Source organism: Psychrobacter sp. CAL346-MNA-CIBAN-0220, from assembly GCF_040309805.1.
Lineage (GTDB): Bacteria > Pseudomonadota > Gammaproteobacteria > Pseudomonadales > Moraxellaceae > Psychrobacter.
Genome location: NZ_JBEOPF010000296.1, coordinates 1 through 271 on the forward strand (window position 1 = coordinate 1; position 271 = coordinate 271).

Consider the following 271-nt stretch of genomic DNA (forward strand, 5'->3'; position numbering starts at 1 on the left):
AATGGAGGTACTACGTTTGCGGACACAAGATATTGATTTTGATTATAACTGTGTTCGAATTTGGGATGGTAAAGGGGGCAAAAATCGTGTTGTAACGCTTGCAGGAGAACTGATACCACAAATACGAACACAAATTCAATTAGTCGATAATTATTTACAATTAGACCTAAATAACCCGCTGTTTTGTGGCGTGTATATGCCGCATTTATTACGTAAAAAATATCCAAATCATAACAAACAGCTGGGTTGGCAATATTTATTTCCATCTTAT

1 pseudogene is annotated in these 271 nt (G+C 35.4%); it reads left to right on the plus strand.

The annotated features are described in order from the left end of the window. Positions 1-16: 16 nt before the first annotated feature. A pseudogene (locus AAEY88_RS13700) lies at positions 17-271 on the plus strand (hypothetical protein); the annotation flags it as partial.